The 18,536-nt window shown below is 42.1% G+C and carries 21 protein-coding genes; 18 read left to right on the top strand and 3 right to left on the bottom strand.

All coding sequences use genetic code 11. From position 1 onward, the window contains the following. Nucleotides 1–55 precede the first annotated feature (55 nt). From L884_RS0110445 to L884_RS0110475, 7 genes are all read left to right on the top strand, one after another. Entirely contained in the window at nt 56–856 is an 801-nt protein-coding gene (locus L884_RS0110445; protein WP_028767459.1) for a sulfite exporter TauE/SafE family protein, read from the top strand. Between the two features lie 80 nt (nt 857–936). Beyond that, entirely contained in the window at nt 937–1,788 is an 852-nt protein-coding gene (locus L884_RS0110450) for a thymidylate synthase (protein WP_028767460.1), read from the top strand. A 492-nt stretch (nt 1,789–2,280) separates the two neighbouring features. Continuing rightward, nucleotides 2,281–3,456 carry a Na+/H+ antiporter NhaA gene (nhaA, locus tag L884_RS0110455; protein ID WP_028767461.1) on the top strand — a complete coding sequence of 392 codons (1,176 nt, stop codon included), beginning with the start codon at nt 2,281–2,283 and terminating at the stop codon, nt 3,454–3,456. Continuing rightward, on the top strand, nt 3,453–3,836 hold the full coding sequence (locus L884_RS0110460) for a hypothetical protein (RefSeq protein ID WP_028767462.1): 384 nt from the start codon (nt 3,453–3,455) through the stop codon (nt 3,834–3,836). Before nhaA ends, L884_RS0110460 begins: the two co-directional genes overlap by 4 nt. Nucleotides 3,837–3,901: 65 nt before the next feature. Further along, nucleotides 3,902–4,831 (top strand): transcriptional activator NhaR, encoded by a 930-nt coding sequence (nhaR, locus tag L884_RS0110465; RefSeq protein ID WP_028767463.1) that lies wholly within the window; start codon nt 3,902–3,904, stop codon nt 4,829–4,831. A gap of 131 nt (nt 4,832–4,962) precedes the next feature. Then, nucleotides 4,963–5,202: an FAD assembly factor SdhE gene (locus L884_RS0110470; RefSeq protein ID WP_028767464.1), complete on the top strand. Its 240-nt coding sequence runs from the start codon at nt 4,963–4,965 to the stop codon at nt 5,200–5,202. After that, entirely contained in the window at nt 5,183–5,611 is a 429-nt protein-coding gene (locus tag L884_RS0110475) for a protein YgfX (RefSeq protein WP_028767465.1), read from the top strand. The genes L884_RS0110470 and L884_RS0110475 overlap by 20 nt, the downstream gene beginning before the upstream one ends. Nucleotides 5,612–5,616: 5 nt before the next feature. Here L884_RS0110475 and nadB read toward each other — a convergent pair whose 3' ends face one another. Continuing rightward, on the bottom strand, nt 5,617–7,227 hold the full coding sequence (gene nadB, locus L884_RS0110480; RefSeq protein WP_028767466.1) for an L-aspartate oxidase: 1,611 nt from the start codon (nt 7,225–7,227) through the stop codon (nt 5,617–5,619). Between the two features lie 220 nt (nt 7,228–7,447). On the opposite strand from nadB, the gene rpoE reads away from it, so the two are divergent. The 11 genes from rpoE to acpS all read left to right on the top strand — a co-directional run bounded on the left by rpoE (nt 7,448) and on the right by acpS (nt 16,855). Then, nucleotides 7,448–8,026 carry an RNA polymerase sigma factor RpoE gene (gene rpoE / locus L884_RS0110485; RefSeq protein ID WP_028767467.1) on the top strand — a complete coding sequence of 193 codons (579 nt, stop codon included), beginning with the start codon at nt 7,448–7,450 and terminating at the stop codon, nt 8,024–8,026. A gap of 25 nt (nt 8,027–8,051) precedes the next feature. After that, the gene (locus L884_RS0110490; protein WP_028767468.1) at nt 8,052–8,669 is read left to right on the top strand and encodes a sigma-E factor negative regulatory protein; all 618 of its coding nucleotides are present in this window, start codon (nt 8,052–8,054) and stop codon (nt 8,667–8,669) included. A 12-nt stretch (nt 8,670–8,681) separates the two neighbouring features. After that, a complete protein-coding gene (locus tag L884_RS0110495; protein ID WP_028767469.1) occupies nt 8,682–9,614 on the top strand; it encodes a MucB/RseB C-terminal domain-containing protein in 933 nt (310 codons plus the stop codon). Nucleotides 9,615–9,627: 13 nt separating this feature from the next. Beyond that, entirely contained in the window at nt 9,628–10,092 is a 465-nt protein-coding gene (locus L884_RS0110500) for a SoxR reducing system RseC family protein (protein WP_028767470.1), read from the top strand. A gap of 129 nt (nt 10,093–10,221) precedes the next feature. Continuing rightward, nucleotides 10,222–12,012 carry a translation elongation factor 4 gene (lepA, locus tag L884_RS0110505; protein ID WP_028767471.1) on the top strand — a complete coding sequence of 597 codons (1,791 nt, stop codon included), beginning with the start codon at nt 10,222–10,224 and terminating at the stop codon, nt 12,010–12,012. A 138-nt stretch (nt 12,013–12,150) separates the two neighbouring features. Continuing rightward, on the top strand, nt 12,151–13,068 hold the full coding sequence (gene lepB, locus L884_RS0110510) for a signal peptidase I (RefSeq protein ID WP_028767472.1): 918 nt from the start codon (nt 12,151–12,153) through the stop codon (nt 13,066–13,068). 1 nt (nt 13,069) lies between these two features. Continuing rightward, nucleotides 13,070–13,747, top strand: coding sequence for a ribonuclease III (rnc, locus tag L884_RS0110515; protein ID WP_028767473.1), 678 nt, complete (start codon nt 13,070–13,072; stop codon nt 13,745–13,747). After that, nucleotides 13,744–14,736, top strand: coding sequence for a GTPase Era (gene era, locus L884_RS0110520; RefSeq protein ID WP_028767474.1), 993 nt, complete (start codon nt 13,744–13,746; stop codon nt 14,734–14,736). The genes rnc and era overlap by 4 nt, the downstream gene beginning before the upstream one ends. An 80-nt stretch (nt 14,737–14,816) precedes the next feature. Continuing rightward, a complete protein-coding gene (gene recO, locus L884_RS0110525; RefSeq protein ID WP_028767475.1) occupies nt 14,817–15,506 on the top strand; it encodes a DNA repair protein RecO in 690 nt (229 codons plus the stop codon). Nucleotides 15,507–15,608: 102 nt separating this feature from the next. Then, nucleotides 15,609–16,346, top strand: coding sequence for a pyridoxine 5'-phosphate synthase (gene pdxJ, locus L884_RS0110530; RefSeq protein WP_028767476.1), 738 nt, complete (start codon nt 15,609–15,611; stop codon nt 16,344–16,346). A gap of 113 nt (nt 16,347–16,459) precedes the next feature. Next, nucleotides 16,460–16,855 carry a holo-ACP synthase gene (gene acpS, locus L884_RS0110535; RefSeq protein WP_028767477.1) on the top strand — a complete coding sequence of 132 codons (396 nt, stop codon included), beginning with the start codon at nt 16,460–16,462 and terminating at the stop codon, nt 16,853–16,855. A gap of 57 nt (nt 16,856–16,912) precedes the next feature. Here the strand turns inward: acpS and L884_RS0110540 are convergent, their stop codons facing one another. Both L884_RS0110540 and L884_RS0110545 read right to left on the bottom strand, forming a co-directional pair. Continuing rightward, on the bottom strand, nt 16,913–17,428 hold the full coding sequence (locus L884_RS0110540; protein ID WP_028767478.1) for a GNAT family N-acetyltransferase: 516 nt from the start codon (nt 17,426–17,428) through the stop codon (nt 16,913–16,915). Between the two features lie 145 nt (nt 17,429–17,573). Then, complete coding sequence (locus L884_RS0110545; protein ID WP_028767479.1) at nt 17,574–18,515, bottom strand: Dyp-type peroxidase; 942 nt, start codon at nt 18,513–18,515, stop codon at nt 17,574–17,576. Nucleotides 18,516–18,536: the final 21 nt, after the last annotated feature.

The raw sequence follows: 18,536 nt of genomic DNA on the forward strand, positions 1-18,536 counted from the left end.
TTTCTGATCCGGTACTGCTTTAAACTAAGCCGATAATAACAATAGGGGAAAGCGTGTGGAAAGCTGGTTATATATATTGTGCATCTGCTTAACGTTAGGCGCTGCTATCGGCTTTATGGCCGGGCTATTAGGCATTGGGGGTGGCCTTATAGCGGTACCTGCACTAATGCATATCTTACCTCAGGTTGGAGTAACAGCTGAAAAGCTGCCACATGTTGCTATCGCAACTTCTCTCGCTGCTATTATTTTAACTTCGTTGTCCTCTGCAAGAGCACATCATAAACGTGGCAATATTCCTTGGTCGCTTTTTAGAGCAATGATGCCGGGGTTTGTACTTGGTGCCCTATGTTCTGGATATATTTCTGAGTTGATCGAAGCTAAATTTCTCCAGCAAATTTTTGCTGTTTTTGTTATTTTAATGGCGCTGCAAATGGCCTTTCCATTTAAAGCTGAGTCAAGCCGAGATCTGCCATCACCGATTAGCTTATTTATTGCCGCAACACTGATCGCCATAATTGCAGCTCTGATGGGGATTGGCGGCGGTGTATTATTAGTACCATTTTTGACTTGGTGTGGCTTACAAATGCGTTACGCTGTTGGTTTTTCTGCTGCAACAGGTCTATTGATCGCGCTATTTGGTAGCATTGGTTATACCCTTGCAGGTTGGGGTACTGCTGGATTACCTGAGTGGACCTTGGGCTACATCTATTTACCTGCATTAATTGGCATTGTCACAACTTCTATGTTAATGGCACCTGTTGGGGCAAGGGCGGCAACAACATTACCCACAACTAAATTAAAAAAAGCCTTCGCTATATTTCTAACATTGGTGGGCTTGAAGCTGGTGTTTTACTAATCTTAAGCTGGTTTGATACTGGCAAAGTAGATCATTTTTTATTGGGCATTGCTCAACGACTTTTTTATAGGTAGATAATCATGAAACAATATTTAGATCTTTGTCAGCGAATAATTGATGAGGGCACATGGGTTGAAAATAGCCGCACAGGTAAACGTTGCCTAACCGTCATTAATGCTGATTTGATCTATCATGTCGATAATAATGAATTCCCACTGATTACTACGCGCAAGAGTTTCTATAAAGCAGCGATAGCTGAGTTACTAGGCTACATACGTGGCTATGATAATGCAGCAGATTTTCGCAAAATCGGTTGTAATACATGGAATGCCAATGCTAATGATAACGATGCTTGGCTTAATAACCCTCACCGTAAAGGTGTTGATGATATGGGGCGTGTTTACGGTGTTCAAGGTCGTAGCTGGAGTAAGCCTGACGGTGGCACTGTAGACCAGTTACGTAAAATCATTGATGACTTGTCTCAAGGCATCGATGACCGTGGTGAAATTCTAAGCTTTTATAACCCAGGCGAGTTTCACATGGGCTGCTTAAGACCTTGTATGCACACTCATAACTTTTCACTAGTCGGTGACACTTTGCACTTAACTAGCTTCCAACGCTCTTGTGATGTTCCGCTAGGGCTTAACTTTAATCAAGTTCAAGTGTTTACTTTGCTTGCGTTGGTTGCGCAAATTACGGGCTTAAAAGCCGGAAAGGCCTTCCATAAAATTGTTAATGCTCATATTTATGAGGATCAGTTAGAGCTCATGCAAACGGTTCAACTCACTCGTAAGCCATTTTCTTCGCCGAAGCTAGTGATAAACCCGAAGATTAAATCATTAGAAGATCTTGAGACTTGGGTTACTATCGACGATTTTGAAGTGGTTGGCTATGAGCACCATGAAGCGATTAGTTATCCATTTTCTGTGTAATTCTACTAGCTAAATATTTCAGGAAGCTCGCCTAATGGCGAGTTTTCTACTTTAATAAAGTATTAACACTAGTAGCGCTGTTTTACAGTCATTCCAATAATACCTGCCAAACACCCCCTCTAAAAATTGCTCTATATCTTAGTGGTTTAAGCTTGGGTTAAGTTTTAATTCAGTCTGTAATGCTGAATTATTGAGCGAACACTCGTTATTTTCGAGTCGTCAAAATTATGTTTTAGTAATTGTTATTTTGTGTGAATAATGAACTTGTAATATAGATGACCATTTTACTTCCTAAAAAAGTGTGATCGTCAGCACTTTATTGTTATTGTGGATTTATAAAGCGTGATTATTCTATTTAGGTTTGATATTTATTCATACTGGGACTAAATTTGATACTTCGGATATTCCGAGGTTTATAGCTGAAGCAAACGATTATTTAGTTTGATTGTATTCAGCTACACTCGAAGTATTAAGATTTTATGGAGCGTATTAATGGAACGGGCAATTAGAAACTTTCTAAGCCAAGAATCAGCAGGCGGCATCTTATTGATGATCTCTGTTGTCATAGCAATGATTTTTGCAAACTCACCTTTATCAGGTGTGTACCAAGGGTTTCTGGAAACAGAAATGCAAGTCAGACTTGGTAGCTTAGATATCGACAAAACCTTAATCCATTGGATTAACGACGGACTGATGGCGATTTTCTTCATGCTTATCGGTTTAGAAGTAAAGCGTGAACTGCTTGAAGGTGCCTTATCAAGTCGTGAGCAAGCATCTTTGCCAACGTTTGCGGCTATTGGTGGTATGGTTTTCCCTGCTGCTATTTATTTAATTTTTAACTATGCAGATCCTATTACTCAAGTTGGTTGGGCGATCCCAGCTGCAACTGATATCGCATTTGCTTTAGGTATTATGGCGTTATTAGGTAGTCGCGTTCCTGTTGCATTAAAAGTGTTTTTGTTAGCGCTGGCGATTATCGATGATTTAGGCGTAGTTGTTATTATTGCTCTTTTCTACAGTACAGATCTTTCGACTATTAGTTTGATCGTAGCTGCGTTGGCAATCCTTGGTTTAATCGGATTGAACCTAAAAGGGGTAACAGCTTTAGGCCCTTATGGCGTCATCGGTATGATTTTATGGATTGCAGTACTGAAGTCAGGTGTACATGCAACCTTGGCTGGTGTGATTATCGCATTCTGTATTCCATTGCGAGCTAAAGATGGTTCATCACCGTCAGAAAGCTTGGAACACAGCCTACACCCATGGAGTACCTTTATCATTTTACCTATTTTTGCTTTTGCAAACGCAGGTGTTGATTTAAGTGGTATGAGCTTAGGTTCATTGTTGTCTCCGGTTCCTATTGGTATTGCACTTGGACTATTGCTTGGTAAGCCACTAGGTATCCTGTTATTTAGCTTTATTGCTGTGAAATTAAAGCTTGCTGTTTTACCTGAAGGAATGGGCTGGAGACACATTACACCCGTAGCAGTTATGTGTGGTATTGGTTTCACTATGTCTATGTTTATTTCGTCTTTAGCCTTTGTTGGTGAAGGGCAAATGTATGGCGACTATGCAAGATTAGGGATTTTATTAGGATCACTAGCATCGGCACTCATTGGTTATTTCTGGTTGTCTAAGGTGCTACCTGAAAAAGGAGAGAAAGCATGAGAGTAAAATTATTCGCATTAGTTGTTGCTTTGGGCTTTACTTCAGCCGCATCGGCAACACAAATTGAGCTGTGTAATAAGAACATCAACAGTATCGAATGCCAAAATTATCTTGAAGGCGTTGTTGATGGAGCATTAATGTATAAGGGCGCCGCAGTTGGTCAGCGACTAGAAAGTGACGGTTATGAGTCGCGTGCATTAAAGTATCGTGGTGGTAAGCGTTTTCAAGAAGCGAATAGAACATTTTGTGAAGATAACTTACCCAACAGAGATGCATTGGTTGCAGGGTTAGCTGAGGCGTTCTCGGCTAACGAGATTAACACAACTGATGACTTAACGACGGCAATGTCTGGTTTACTGGATTGCCAGCGTCTTAAATAGCATCTAAATCATTTATTGAGGCAACTATTTTAGTTGCCTCTTTTATTTATACAGTAGTGTTTGTCATGGCTAATTTAAACTATAACCACCTCTATTACTTTTGGATGATTCAGAAAAAAGGTACGGTTGCTAAAGCTGCAGAAGCCTTATGTTTGACTCCACAAACAGTCACAGGGCAGATCCGTGTACTTGAATCAACGTTAAAAGGCAGCTTGTTTAAACGGGTTGGTAGGTCATTAGAGCCAACAGAACTCGGCGAACTAGTATTTCGCTATGCAGACAAAATGTTTAGCTTAAGCTATGAAATGCTTGATTTGTTGAACTATCAAAAAGATGAAAACATCCTATTTGAAGTTGGTATCGCTGCTGCACTTTCTAAAGCATTAACCAGTCGCGTATTGTTAACGGTAGTGCCAAGCGATGGTTCAATGCATCTTGCTTGCTATGAGTCGACCCACGAAGACTTAATGACTCGATTGCGTGAGCACAAACTGGATATGATTTTATCTGATTGTGCTGGTGAGAGTCTGAAATACCCAGAGATTTTATCGAAGCAGCTAGGGGAATCTGGTATCGCCTTCTTTTCGGCCGAAACATACTCTAAACCATTTCCTGCATGCTTAGAGCAAGGTAAGTTACTGATCCCCGGAAGGCGCAGTTCTCTAGGGCAACAATTGGCTCGCTGGTTTGATGAGAAAGCACTAAACGTCAGTATTTTAGGAGAGTTCGATGATGCCGCGATGATGAAATCTTTTGGTTTCTTCAAACAGGGTATTTTTGTTGCTCCTTCTATTTATAAGCAAGATATTCTATCTCATGGTATGACTTTGTTAGGGGAAACCTCAGAAGTAAAAGAGGTATACCATGTGATGTTTGCTGAAAGAATGATCCAGCATCCAGCGGTAAAACGATTGCTAGAAACTGATTTTACTGAATTATTTGCTGGAAAAGATCTAACTGTGCAGCAGCTTGAGCTGAGAGATGTAGGTAAGTAATACATACAGGTTTCATGTACTGTTGGGTTTATGTATGTCGACATAAAGACCGAGCTGCTGATAAACTAGTGCGGCTATAATAATTTATAATATCTGGAGCGTTTACAGTGCCTGAATCAAGTCAAGAGCCGATGAAGTTACCTAGAGTAAAGTGGGCGTGTCGCAGAGGGATGCTTGAGCTAGATGTGTTATTTCAACCATTTGTTGAGGAGCACTATGAGTCTATGTCACTGCAAGATAAGCTGATATTTACGCGTTTGCTTGAGTGTGAAGATCCTGAACTATTTGCTTGGTTTATGGGGCATGAAGTCTGTCAAGATCCTGATTTCGCTGAGATGATTATTCGCGTACGTGGACGTCCAGCAGCATAGTTTTAATCTAGTCTCTTCTAATGGTCAGCGGTTATCGCTGGCCATCATGTGTGCCGTTTGTTTAAGCTCTTTCCTTATTTGGCCATATATTGAAAATACTTTTTACTTATTAGTTAAGTACTTAATTGCCTGCGTGTGTATTGCTTTTTTTATTAAGCAATTTATAGCGTTACGTTATTGGCACTGTAGCTTTATAGTAAGGAGTGATGGTAGTGGAAAGCTTGAACAAGCTGGAAATTTTATTGTCATCAATAAGCCATTTATCACCCCATTTGCCTTAATGTTTGATATTCAATTACAGCATGAGACAAAGCGAGTTGTGGTGTGGGCTGATATGTTAGACGACATAAACTACCGTCATTTATGTCGTCTTTTGCAGTTAGCCGCACAAGCGCGCGGCATTAAGTAATGTGTTTAGTCTGGCTGCAAAATTGTTGGTTTAGGCGACTCATCTTTGTGTGGATGATCGATGTTATAGTGTAAGCCCCGGCTTTCTTTACGTTCCATTGCGCAGCGTATAATCAGTTCTGCCACTTGCACCAGATTACGGAGCTCAAGTAAGTTATTACTTACTCTAAAGTTACTGTAATACTCTTGGATCTCTTGTTGCAGCATAGCACAGCGTCTCAGCGCTCGTTCTAAGCGTTTGTCTGAACGCACAATACCGACATAGTCCCACATAAATAAGCGTAGCTCATGCCAGTTGTGGGCAATAACAACCTCTTCATCAGAGTTAGATACTTGGCTCTCATCCCAAGCAGGTATTGAGCCAGGCATAGGGATCTTATTGAGCTGGCTTTCAATATCTTCAGCAGCAGCGCGAGCAAATACCAAACATTCTAATAGTGAGTTACTTGCTAATCGGTTTGCACCATGTAAACCGGTATAAGCGACTTCACCTATGGCGTACAGTCCATTGAGATCGGTTTGTCCATGAAGATCTGTCATGACGCCACCGCAGGTATAGTGAGCAGCAGGTACAACAGGGATAGGATCTTTGGTGATATCAATCCCTAACTCTAAACAGCGCTTATAGATAGTTGGGAAATGCTTAATAATAAAATCGGCAGGTTTGTGAGTAATGTCTAGGTAAACACAATCAGAGCCTAAACGTTTCATTTCATAATCGATTGCACGAGCAACAATATCACGTGGGGCAAGCTCTGCACGTTCATCAAACTCGGGCATAAAACGCGTGCCGTCAGGTCGACGTAAATAAGCACCTTCGCCTCTTAATGCCTCAGTCAGTAAAAAGTTACGTGCATCTGCGTGATATAAACAGGTTGGATGGAACTGGTTAAATTCCATGTTTGCAACGCGACAGCCTGAACGCCAAGCCATTGCTATACCATCACCCGATGCGATATCTGGGTTAGAAGTATATTGATAGACCTTTGAACTACCACCTGTTGCTAACGCAACAAAGCGCGCTCTAACTGTTTCAACATGCTCGGCGTCACGATTCCAAATATAAGCACCTTGAACACGGTTACCCGGTCGGTTTAATTTTCTAGTAGTAATTAAATCAATCGCATTATATCGTTCAAGTACGGTAATATTTGGATGATTTCGCGCCTGATCTTGCAACGTTACTTGTACTTCTTTACCGGTTGCGTCAGCAGCATGAAGAATACGGCGATGGCTATGGCCGCCTTCACGGGTTAAGTGGTAAGGTGCTTCAGCAGTGCTGCCAGGAGGAGTTTCTTCTTTATCAAAAGCAACACCACAGGTTATAAGCCACTGCATAGCTGCTTTGGCATTTTCGGCTGTAAATTTGACTACAGGTTCGTCGCATAGGCCGGCGCCAGCCACTAAAGTGTCAGCAACATGGGACTCGATTGTATCTTCTTCATCGAAGACTGAGGCAATTCCACCTTGAGCATAGTAAGTAGAGCCTTCGCTTAGAGGGCCTTTTGAAAGCAGAATAACTTTTGATTTTTCAGCAAGATGCAAAGCTAAAGTGAGACCGGCAGCACCGCTACCGATAACCAAAACATCAGATTGGTGTTCAACTACTTGTTTCATCAGGTATCATAGAGTTATCAGGAAGTCCGACTATGGTAAACCATGACGCCGCTTATGGATACTTTCATCGGTCGCATATAAAAAAATCAAAGCCTGAGTAAAAAGAATTTACGATCTTTGCAAATTTTTTAGAACTTTTTTGAAACTCGCTAGTCTACATAAGTGAATATGATTCGAGCGGCTGAGAAATCAGTATTAGATTTAGGAGTAGTCGGCTCGGATGAGTGGACAAATAAGTGATCAACAGTTAGTTGAGCGCGTACAGCGTGGAGACAAAAACGCTTTTAACCTTTTGGTACAAAAATACCAAAACAAGGTCGCTAACCTGATATCGCGCTATGTGCGAAATCAAGCAGACGTTGCTGATGTTGCTCAGGAAGCTTTTATTAAAGCATACCGAGCATTACCAAACTTCAGAGGTGAAAGTGCGTTTTATACTTGGTTGTACCGAATAGCAGTCAATACTGCAAAAAACCATCTGGTAGCTCAGGGGCGTCGTGCTCCTGCAAATGATGTCGATGCTGAAGAAGCTGAATATTATGACGGTAGTGACGCTTTAAAGGAGTTTGCCTCCCCTGAGCGGTTGGTACTGTCCGATGAGATTCAAAAGGTTGTTTTTGACACCTTAGACACATTACCAGAAGAATTGAAGATGGCTATTTCGCTTCGCGAACTTGATGGTATGAGTTACGAAGAGATTGCCAATGTCATGGATTGCCCCGTCGGCACGGTAAGATCACGTATTTTCCGGGCACGAGAAGCAATCGATAAGAAGCTTAAGCCGTTGCTAGAACGCTAGCATCTTAATTAAAGATAGGTGAAAAATGGATAAGTTAGGTCAGGAATGGGTATCTGCTGCCGTTGATGGTGAAGTTGACGAGCACACGTTAGCTGAATTAGCAGCTGACGCAGATTCACATGAGCAGTGGCGTGATTATCATTTAATTGGTGATGCCATGCGCGGTGAGTTACCAAAGACAATGTCTTTGGATCTAAGTGCTAGCATTATGGCGGCTATCGAACAAGAGCCTGCAATGCTCCCACCTCAACCAGTAGTTGAAGTGGTTGAAGATATTAATGAGCCTGTTGTTAAGAAAACCAGCAACGTTATTCCGCTGTTTAAGCAGTTTGGTCAGTATGCCATTGCCGCGTCGGTAGCGCTTGTTGCTGTAATTGGTGTGCAAAACTACAACCAAGAAACCTTAGTTGAAAGTTCGCCTTTACCAGTGCTTAATACGCGACCATTAATTGGTAGTGCTTCACCTGTTAGTCTTCAAACTGGCGCGGTACAGCAAAACCAAAGCTATACAAATGATCAAGTAGCAGACCAACGTCGTCGTATTAATGCATATATTCAAGATCATATGTTGCAACAAAGATTGAATAATGGAGTGAATATCGACGACAATAGCGAGGTCGATACTACACCTGTTGCTCAATAATGAGGAGTTAGCTTGCGTCTAATCCTATTGGCTATCTTAGCCATGAGTTTTCCCGCGATAGCGCGGGAAGACATGCCCGCCAAAGCTTGGCTAGAAAATATGAGCCAAGCCCTGCGAGAACAAGAATTTAAAATATCCCTTATCCAACTTCAAGCTGATCATATTCGGCCGTTGGTCTATATCCACGGTAAAGTGAACGACGAAGAAGTCGCTTTTTTAGAGCACCTTAATGGTCCGCCTAAAAATGCAGTAAGAGTAGGAAATACAGTTACCTTTATTGAACATGATCAACCTGCTTATAGTGTTCACTCAAGCAGAATCCAAGGGGTTATCCCTGCAGCACTTGCTGATGATGTGTCAAAGCTAGAGCAAGGCTACCAATTTGTGCTTGGCGGTCGTAGCCGTATTGCGGGGCGTCCTGGGCAGTTAGTACGTATTATTCCGACGGATACCAATCGTTACGGCTATCAAGTTTGGTTGGATATGGATACCTACTTACCGCTTCGTTTTGACATGATAAGTGTTGATAAACAACTGCTTGAGCAACTTTTAGTTGTGGAGCTCATCGTACTTGATGAAGTGCCAGCGATTCTAAAAGAAGCTTACAAACAAGAGTGGCCCGCTGTAATGTCACAATCAGACAGAGACAGTGGTGAAGACTGGCAATTTAGCTGGCTACCTGCAGGTTTTAAGGTGCTGATTAAAGATCAACATCGGCTTATTGGTAGCAAAGAAGCTGTCGAATACATTGCCATAAGCGATGGCTTAGCTAATATTTCAGTTTATGTTGCTAAAGCCGGTGAGGCTCCATTGCCAGAAGAGCTTGTCACCCGTAACGGCTTATCGCTTGCTACGGAGCGTGTTGGTAATGCCGAAGTCGTTGCTGTAGGTAAGGTACCTGCAGAGACACTAAGTCGCATTGCTAAAAGCATCATGTTGCAATAAGTAAGGTTTAATCATGATGGAAGAAATTGCTAGAGTTGTTGCAAATGGCAACTCTGGCTGGGTTGTTGTTGAAGTTGAAATGAAAAGTGCCTGTAACCACTGTGACACTAGTGAGTCTTGTGGCACGTCTGCAGTTTCAAAAGCGTTTTCTCCCAAAGTGCAGCGTTTTTCAATTCAGAGTGATCAACAGTTCGTAAAGGGTGAGCGGTTAAAGTTAGGTTTGCCTGAAAGTGTAATTTTAAAAGCGGCCACTTTGGTTTATATCTTGCCATTGTTGGGTTTTTTTATTGGCGCTTTACTGGGCAATTTGAGCGCAAACCTAGCTGATGTTAACTCAGACCTTTGCGCTATTTCCGGTGGCATACTCGGCGGTTTTCTATTTTGGAAACTGGGTAAAAAAGCCGCCAAAAAATTAGAGGAACAAGCCCAGCCGATTATTATTAAATCTCTCGGTAAGCCAATAGAAATCGCCCATTAGTTAAAACCATCGTCCTTTGCAGATTAATTCCATGCTTTGACATTATAAAAATTGGTATTAAAGCTGCAATCAGGTACAATTCTGCACTTTAAAATTTTTATCAACTTCGAGTTAAGTCATCCCAGCATAATGAAGCATATTAGAAACTTTTCGATTATTGCCCATATTGACCACGGCAAATCAACACTATCAGATCGCCTTATTCAAGAATGCGGTGGCTTAACCGATCGTGAAATGGCTGCACAAGTTCTTGATTCAATGGATATTGAACGCGAACGTGGTATTACGATTAAAGCACAAAGCGTTACATTGGACTATAAAGCCGATGATGGTGAAACTTACCAGTTAAACTTTATTGATACTCCTGGCCATGTTGACTTCTCTTATGAAGTATCGCGTTCACTAGCAGCATGTGAAGGTGCGCTTTTAGTTGTTGATGCTGGCCAAGGCGTGGAAGCACAAACATTAGCAAACTGTTACACAGCGCTTGAAATGGACATGGACGTAGTGCCGGTTCTAAACAAGATCGACCTACCTCAAGCCGATCCTGACCGTGTAGCAGAAGAGATTGAAGATATCGTTGGCATCGAAGCGACAGACGCAGTTCGTTGTTCAGCAAAAACAGGTGTTGGCATTAAAGATGTGCTAGAAGTGATTGTGGATCAAATTCCACCACCAGAGGGTGATCCTGAAGCACCTTTACAAGCACTAATTATCGACTCTTGGTTCGACAGCTACTTGGGCGTTGTGTCTTTGGTACGTATTAAAAATGGCGTACTGAAAAAAGGCGACAAGTTTAAAGTCATGTCTACCGGACAGACACATAACGCAGATCGCGTTGGTATCTTTACGCCAAAACAAACAGATAGAGCTGAGCTAAAGACAGGTGAAGTAGGTTTTGTTATTGCGGGTATCAAAGAGATCCACGGCGCGCCAGTTGGTGATACGTTAACTCACGCAAAGCATGGTGCTCCAGAGCCATTACCTGGCTTTAAGCGTGTTAAGCCGCAGGTTTACGCGGGCGTATTCCCAATTTCTACTGATGATTATGAAAGCTTCCGTGAAGCACTGAATAAACTAAGCTTAAACGATGCTTCGTTATTCTTTGAACCTGAAACATCTTCAGCACTTGGTTTTGGTTTCCGTATCGGTTTCTTGGGCTTACTCCACATGGAGATCATCCAAGAGCGTTTAGAGCGTGAATATAACCTTGAGCTTATTACTACCGCACCAACGGTAGTATATGAAATCGTTAAAACTAATGGCGATGTTATCTATGTAGATAATCCATCGGATTTGCCAGCAGTTAATAATATTGCAGAGATGCGTGAGCCTATCGTTGAAACGAATATTCTAGTACCAAAAGAATATCTAGGTAACGTTATAACACTGTGTATTGAGAAGCGTGGTGTGCAGACGAACTTGGTTTACCACGGTAACCAAGTGGCACTAACTTACGAATTGCCTATGGCTGAAGTTGTCATGGACTTCTTTGACCGTCTGAAGTCAACTAGTCGTGGTTATGCTTCGCTTGAATATAACTTTGTTCGTTTTGAACCTGCAGATATGGTGCGTTTGGATATCTTAATTAACGGTGACAGAGTTGACGCGTTAGCTATGATTATTCATAAAGGTTTGATCCGTACTAAAGGTCTAGCACTGGTGAATAAGATGAAAGAACTTATTCCGCGCCAGATGTTTGATATTGCAGTACAGGCAGCCGTTGGTAGCCAGATTATTGCTCGTTCATCGATTAAAGCTATGCGTAAAGACGTAACTGCTAAGTGTTATGGTGGTGACGTTTCTCGTAAGAAGAAACTGTTGAACAAGCAAAAAGAAGGTAAGAAGCGCATGAAGCAAGTGGGTAACGTTGAAGTACCACAAGAAGCCTTCTTAGCAGTGCTAAAGCTTAATGATTAAGCAAGTCGATTAAGAATTGTTAATAAATCGCCAGACAGAGCGCCGCAATTTGCGGCGCTTTCATTACTGGCGTATAACCATTAAAGACAATGGCATTTTCGCCATATACAGATAATGTTTGGCAGGAGTTAATTAATAATGGCAGCCTATTTTTCTCTTATTTTGGTGTTAGTTACCCTAGGTAGTGGCTTGATTTGGGCAGCTGACGCGATATTTTTTGCGCCTAAGCGCCGTGAGAAGTTGGCAATGGCTCAAGCAGCTGATGCAAGTTTGAGTGAAGAGCATATTGAAAAAATCATGCGTGAGTCTGCAATTGTTGAAACATCGAAGTCAATCTTCCCTGTTATTGCATTTGTCCTTATTTTACGCTCTTTTATTTATGAACCATTCCAAATTCCGTCAGGCTCAATGAAGCCGACTTTATTGGTTGGTGACTTTATCTTAGTTGAGAAATTTAGCTACGGTATTAAAGATCCTGTTTGGCGTTCAACTTTGCTTGAAACGGGCAAACCTGAACGTGGTGATGTGGCTGTATTTAAATATCCAATGAACCCAAAGATCGATTACATCAAGCGTATTATCGGTTTACCGGGTGATCGCATTGTTTACCGTAATAAAGACTTATATATCCAACCAGCTTGCGCTGAAGGCCAAAGCCCATGCCCAGAGCTTAAGAAAGTGGATAGAGCACTAGTTAATCGCGGTGAATTCTCACAAAGTGGCATGCCTTTAATTCGTTATAAAGAACAGCTAGGTGATATTAGCCACGATATCTTGGTTAATCCTGCTATTCCTGATCGTATTAACTATTTCTTCCGTCAAGATAACGTACCGTTAACCGAGTTTGTTGTGCCTGAAGGGCAATACTTTGCGATGGGTGATAACCGTGACAACAGTACAGATAGTCGTTTTTGGGGCTTTGTACCGGAACAGAACTTAGTGGGTAAGGCAGTGGCTATTTGGATTAGTTTTGAATTCGACAGAAAGCCATCTGACTTTTTACCGACTTGGATCCCAACAGGGGTTCGTTTTAACCGTGTAGGCGGAATTGTGTAATATGGAACCAATTAAAAACATTCCACGTTTGTGTCGTACCTTAGGCTATGAATTCAGCGAAAAAGGGTTTTTAGACCAAGCGTTAACCCATCGCAGTGCTTCTAACAAGCACAATGAAAGATTGGAGTTTTTAGGCGACTCTATTCTTTCTATCGTGATTTCTGATGCGCTATATCATCAGTTTCCAGCGGCGACAGAGGGTGATTTGAGCCGCATGAGAGCAACCTTAGTGTGTGGCAAAATGCTAGCTGAAATTGCGCTGGAGTTTAAGTTAGGTGATTACCTCAAGCTTGGCCCAGGTGAACTGAAAAGCGGTGGATTTAGACGTGAGTCTATTTTAGCTGATGCGGTTGAGGCAATTATCGGTGCGATATATTTGGACTCAGATATTGAAACATGCCGCACGCTAGTACTGAAATGGTATGAGTCACGTCTAAAAGTGATTGAACCTATTAATCAGAAAGACCCTAAAACGCTACTGCAAGAATATTTGCAGAAGTTTAGAAAACCGCTGCCAGTCTATAAAGTGGTCCATACTGAAGGTGATGCCCATGAGCAAACTTTCACCGTTGAATGTATTGTAGAAGACTTGAGCCAAGCTGTTATCGGAGTAGCCAGTTCTCGCAGAAAAGCCGAACAAAGCGCTGCTGCTCAAGTGTTGGAGTTAATTAAGAAATGAGTGACAACAAAGATTTACCTGAGAGCCACGAGCCAAGTCTAGACGAGCTTTTGGCAAAGATGAACAACCCATCGTCAGCTGTTAATTATGCTGTGACTTATTGTGGCATGGTGGCAATTGTTGGTCGTCCTAACGTAGGTAAGTCTACGCTACTGAATAAGCTATTAGGGCAAAAAATCAGTATTACTTCGAAAAAACCGCAAACCACTCGTCATCGTATCATGGGGATCCATACCGATGGTCCGCGTCAGGTCGTATTTATCGATACTCCTGGTTTGCATATCGAAGAGAAGCGCGCCATTAACCGTCTGATGAACCGAGCGGCAGCGAGTTCGCTAGCAGAAGTCAGTCTGGTGGTATTTGTTGTAGATAGTATGAACTGGACATCAGATGATGAGATGGTACTGCGTAAGCTACAAAGTCGTGATGATGGCCGTAAGACGATTTTAGCGATTAATAAAGTCGATAACATCAAAGATAAAGAAGCGCTTTTCCCGCATCTTGAAGAGTTATCGAAGAAGTTTCCGTTTGATGAAATTCTACCGATTTCTGCCACTCAAGGTACTAACGTACAGCGTATTTTAGATATGGCCGTTGAGTCAGTTCCTGAGTCGCCACATTATTTCCCTGAAGACTATGTGACTGATCGTTCTCAAAAGTTTATGGCGTCAGAAATCGTACGTGAAAAGCTGATGCGCTTTTTAGGTGACGAACTGCCATACGATTGTACGGTTGAGATCGAACAGTTTAAGATGATGGAAAACGGTGTATACCAGATCAACGCCCTAGTACTTGTTGAGCGTGAAACTCAGAAGCGTATGGTGATTGGTAACAAAGGCGAACGCATCAAGAAGATCAGCTCTGCAGCACGGGTTGATATGGAAGTTTTGTTTGATAACAAAGTTTTCTTAGAGATGTGGGTTAAAGTTAAGTCAGGCTGGGCTGATGATGAGCGAGCACTACGTAGTTTAGGTTACGGTGACGAATAAACTCGTGATTACTTAGCTTTGAAATATGCCTCTTTTTAGCGATAAGAAGGGGCATTTTTATGTGAATTGGAATGATAAATATGGAGCGTGGATACGTTCTTCATAGTCGGCATTTTCGTGATAGTAGCGTAATAGTTAACTTGTTAGTTGATGGCAAGGGACGGGTTGACGCTGTAGCACGTTTAGGGAGTGCAAAGAACTCTATTCGTAGCATTATCCAGCCTTTTCAGCCGATTATATTTCAGCTTCATGGCAAAACTGATCTCAAAAACATTAAGCAAGTCGAGGCGGCAAGTCCTGCTGTACCGCTTACGGGTGATTGTTTGTATTCAGGTCTTTACCTCAATGAGTTATTGATCCGCTGTTTGAGTGTGCAACATAGCGCTGAGAATCTATTTTTTGATTATCACCGTACTTTAATCGCGATGGCGACAGAGTTTAATCAAAGTCAGCTTAGATATTTTGAACATGCGTTGCTAAAAGAGTTAGGCACTATGCCGTCGCTGGACTTTGATCCAAGTGACGCGCCGATTACAGCTAGTGGTTTTTATCGGTTAGAAGCGGAACTTGGATTTACGCCTGTTATTGCTACCCCCTATAACCAGCATCGCTTTTTTACCGGTGAAATGCTTGTTGCGCTAAATGAGCGTAAGCTTACCAGTCAGCATTTTGTTGAAGCAAAGAAACTAATGCGACAATTATTAGCCCCGATTTTGGGGGATAAACCTTTATATTCTAGAACCTTGTTTGCTAAAAAGTCGCAATTATAAGCGCAATTAAACTGCATTAATTTCGCTATAGTTGACTGGCTAAACGCTAGCCCTATCAGTACAATGACGTTTTTATTTCAGCTTATTTTTTAAGGAACAAACATGAGCCGGATCTTATTGGGCGTTAACATCGATCATATTGCGACACTACGTCAGGCACGCGGTACAAATTATCCAGATCCAGTTCATGCCGCTGCTGTTGCTGAGCATGCCGGTGCGGAGGGGATTACGATTCACCTACGTGAAGACCGTCGTCATATCATAGATCGTGATGTATATACCTTGGCAAAAACCTTAAAAACACGCATGAACTTTGAGATGGCAGTGACAGAAGAAATGCTGGATATTGCCTGTGAAATTAAGCCTGCTTATGTGTGCCTAGTGCCAGAAAAGCGTGAAGAGTTAACCACTGAAGGTGGCTTAGATGTTGCTGGTCAACAAGATAAGATTGCTGCCGCAGTAGCACGTTTAACCAAAGAAGGTATTAAGGTCTCTTTGTTTATTGATGCTGATAGCAGCCAAATTGACGCAGCGGTTGCCGTTGGGGCGCCTGTCATTGAAATCCATACCGGTTGTTATGCTGATGCCGAAACTGATAGTGAGCAAGCTGCAGAGCTTAAACGCATCACTGAAATGGCAACTTATGCTCATGGTAAGGGCTTGGTCGTCAATGCGGGTCATGGTTTGCATTATCATAACGTTAAAGCTATTGCTGCGATCCCTGAGTTATATGAGCTAAACATTGGCCATGCTATTATTGCCCGCGCAGCGATTGATGGTTTAGACAAAGCTGTTCGTGATATGAAGCAATTGATGCTTGAAGGTCGTCGTGGCGACTGAGCCTTGACTTAAGGTTACTGTTAAGCCGAGATGTTATTTCTCGGCTTTTGTTTATTCGGCTTTTGTTTAGTTTGGTATAACACTGCCTTCTATAGAAAGTGTAAAGGATTAAAATGATTGTAGGTTTAGGCACAGATATTGTTGAAATAGCACGAATAGAAGAGCGTGTTCCTGCTGCTGGAGATAAGGCTCTGCAGGCTTGCCGTTTAGCTAAACGAGTATTAACTGAGACCGAATTTACACTTTTTGTGAGTAGCGCTCAGCCTGGTCGATATCTTGCTAAACGGTTTGCTGCTAAAGAGGCGGCAGCTAAAGCCTTAGGTACAGGTATTGGTCGCGGTGTGTCTTTTCAACATATTGAGATCAGTAATAATGATTTTGGCGCGCCCTTGCTACTGCTAACTGACGGTGCACTGCAAAGGCTGACACAATTAGGCGGTAGCCGAGCACACCTTTCCATTGCCGATGAACAGCATTATGCAACCGCGACGGTGATTTTAGAATCTTAACTAGCCGCTGAGTAAGCGAGTTTTTAGATGTGCAGTAGTGGAATTTAATTACTGCCATTAGCTTTGAAACTCTTCTCGCTTACAGCATATCACTTGCTCCCCATCACAAACTAACTCACCAGTGAATTCAAAGCCAAGCTGTCGGTAAAGCTTGATAGCATTACGATTATTAGGATAGACACTCAAGTAAATTTGTTGGCAATTAAAATGCTCAAATAAATAACCCAGTAGTAGTTTGGCAAATCGTTTGCCTAATCCTAACCCTTGAAAGCGTCTATCAATCAGAAAGCGGTCAAACCACACTCTAGTTTCTTGGTTTGTTGCAGCTTGTTCCGCATGGGTTGAGAGAGTCGATAGCACAAACTCATTAAACTGGCCATACATGGCAAAACCTGCCATAACTTCACCATAATAAAGGGCAACAGGAATATAGCGAGCGTCCTCTCTAGCTTCTTGCAAGCAATCGGCAATGGGCTCGATAAAGCGGGTTTGGTCGGTATTTAGCTCTAAATTGAGTAATGCTTGTAAGTTTGATTGGCTAACGTCTTGAATGCCTAATGTATGATGTGTCATGAGGTGCTACAAAGAGAGTATTAATGCTGATTTTAACACTTATTGTATTCAAAGCACTGCTGTTATTTTAAAGTCTGCTCTTATTTTAATTGGTATTAGTCGGGTACTTTAGAGCGAAGCTAAACTACCCGACTAACCAAAGTGTTTACTCGTCGTCAAATTGCGCTAGAAAGGTCTTGGACGGCATAAAGAATAGGCAGCCAGTTTTAGCTTCAACAAAGTCAAGTAGGCGATCATAGTGGCCATCTTCATCGGCATTGATCATTTGGCTTAGTGAGGTTTCAATAATTGATGGCGTAGCTGCAAAGCCAACAAACATAGTGCCGTGCTCCATCGCATTGCCATAAGGGCGATTTTGTCTGAGCATTTTTATCTCTTCGCCGTTAATTTCAACTTTGCTTTTAGCATTGTGTGCCCAGGCAGGTTTTTCGGCATCACTTAGCTCTACATTGTCCATTTTGGTGCGGCCAATAACTTGCTCTTGATATTCGGTCGTTTGCTTATCCCACTCGGCTTGTTTATCAACATAGCGTTGAACATGTAAGTAACTACCGCCTTGGTGAATTTCAGCATCATCCTCAACAAGTACAGCCTCGACTCTTTCGTCACCGACAGGATTCTCTGTACCGTCTACAAAGTCAATCATATCGCGGTTATCTAGGTACTTATAACCTTGAATATCTTCAATTAAACTGGCTAGGTTATTGAAACTATTGCGGATGTATTTAGCTGCTTGGAAGTTCAAATCGATACGTTCTGACTTGATCATTACAAAAATATCACCGGCCGTTGATGGAAAGTGACGTGTACCGTTACGCATCTCTGCAAAGACATGCAGTTGGTTTGGTCGTGGTTGCTCTGGAAATAGCTGTGGCCAAGCATTGGCTGAAAAACCGATTGAGATAGTTAAACCCGCGGTTAGATCTTTTTGGTTTATTGACTTCTCAATTCCCGAGAGGGTGCTAATCGCATCTGCGGCAAGTTCTGATAGTTGTTCGCTTGGGGTTAAAGAGAAAGTGAGGTATTCAACATGGGAACTAGGGTTGGATAGCACGCCTGGCTGGGCAAGTGAACATAGCTGTGACATTGTTTGTGTCTCCATACTAAA

The organism is Shewanella fidelis ATCC BAA-318, from assembly GCF_000518605.1.
In the GTDB taxonomy this organism is placed as follows: domain Bacteria; phylum Pseudomonadota; class Gammaproteobacteria; order Enterobacterales; family Shewanellaceae; genus Shewanella; species Shewanella fidelis.

Excerpts from the sequence above, each read along its gene's own strand:
- acpS (WP_028767477.1), top strand. The coding sequence starts at position 16,460 with ATGATTGTAGGTTTAGGCACAGATATTGTTGAAATAGCACGAATAGAA.
- L884_RS0110545 (WP_028767479.1), bottom strand. The coding sequence starts at position 18,515 with ATGTCACAGCTATGTTCACTTGCCCAGCCAGGCGTGCTATCCAACCCT.
- L884_RS0110500 (WP_028767470.1), top strand. The coding sequence starts at position 9,628 with ATGATGGAAGAAATTGCTAGAGTTGTTGCAAATGGCAACTCTGGCTGG.
- lepA (WP_028767471.1), top strand. The coding sequence starts at position 10,222 with ATGAAGCATATTAGAAACTTTTCGATTATTGCCCATATTGACCACGGC.
- recO (WP_028767475.1), top strand. The coding sequence starts at position 14,817 with ATGGAGCGTGGATACGTTCTTCATAGTCGGCATTTTCGTGATAGTAGC.
- rnc (WP_028767473.1), top strand. The coding sequence starts at position 13,070 with ATGGAACCAATTAAAAACATTCCACGTTTGTGTCGTACCTTAGGCTAT.
- L884_RS0110490 (WP_028767468.1), top strand. The coding sequence starts at position 8,052 with ATGGATAAGTTAGGTCAGGAATGGGTATCTGCTGCCGTTGATGGTGAA.
- nhaR (WP_028767463.1), top strand. The coding sequence starts at position 3,902 with ATGGCTAATTTAAACTATAACCACCTCTATTACTTTTGGATGATTCAG.
- era (WP_028767474.1), top strand. The coding sequence starts at position 13,744 with ATGAGTGACAACAAAGATTTACCTGAGAGCCACGAGCCAAGTCTAGAC.
- L884_RS0110470 (WP_028767464.1), top strand. The coding sequence starts at position 4,963 with ATGAAGTTACCTAGAGTAAAGTGGGCGTGTCGCAGAGGGATGCTTGAG.
- pdxJ (WP_028767476.1), top strand. The coding sequence starts at position 15,609 with ATGAGCCGGATCTTATTGGGCGTTAACATCGATCATATTGCGACACTA.
- L884_RS0110460 (WP_028767462.1), top strand. The coding sequence starts at position 3,453 with ATGAGAGTAAAATTATTCGCATTAGTTGTTGCTTTGGGCTTTACTTCA.
- L884_RS0110450 (WP_028767460.1), top strand. The coding sequence starts at position 937 with ATGAAACAATATTTAGATCTTTGTCAGCGAATAATTGATGAGGGCACA.
- nhaA (WP_028767461.1), top strand. The coding sequence starts at position 2,281 with ATGGAACGGGCAATTAGAAACTTTCTAAGCCAAGAATCAGCAGGCGGC.
- lepB (WP_028767472.1), top strand. The coding sequence starts at position 12,151 with ATGGCAGCCTATTTTTCTCTTATTTTGGTGTTAGTTACCCTAGGTAGT.
- nadB (WP_028767466.1), bottom strand. The coding sequence starts at position 7,227 with ATGAAACAAGTAGTTGAACACCAATCTGATGTTTTGGTTATCGGTAGC.
- rpoE (WP_028767467.1), top strand. The coding sequence starts at position 7,448 with ATGAGTGGACAAATAAGTGATCAACAGTTAGTTGAGCGCGTACAGCGT.
- L884_RS0110540 (WP_028767478.1), bottom strand. The coding sequence starts at position 17,428 with ATGACACATCATACATTAGGCATTCAAGACGTTAGCCAATCAAACTTA.